Below are 310 nucleotides of genomic sequence, written 5' to 3' on the forward strand. Positions count from 1 at the left end.
TAGCGAGATCACCACCGGCATGTCGGCGCCGCCGATCGGCATCACCAGCACCGTGCCGAGCGCGAGCGCAAGCACGAAGAAGATGAACACCTCAAAGCCGCTGGCCTGGGTCGAGTAGCTCACCGTCAGGCCCACGCCGAAGGTGGCCAGCGCGAGGAAGAAGTTGACGTTGTTCTGCGCCGGCAGCCGGATCGCCTTCTTCATGATCCCCTGCAGCTTGGCAAAGGCCACGCAGGAGCCGGAGAAGGCCACCGCACCGATGATCGCGCCCAGCGCCATCAGGGTGGAGGTGATGCCGTCGTGCGCTGCG

General features: G+C 65.8%; 1 protein-coding gene. It reads right to left on the bottom strand.

The annotated features are described in order from the left end of the window. A partial coding sequence (locus tag AC22G6_RS21910; protein ID WP_487368518.1) for an NAD(P)(+) transhydrogenase (Re/Si-specific) subunit beta occupies positions 1 to 310 on the bottom strand: 310 nt, incomplete at both ends.

This window comes from Parazoarcus sp. PS-13 R2A (assembly GCF_057621855.1).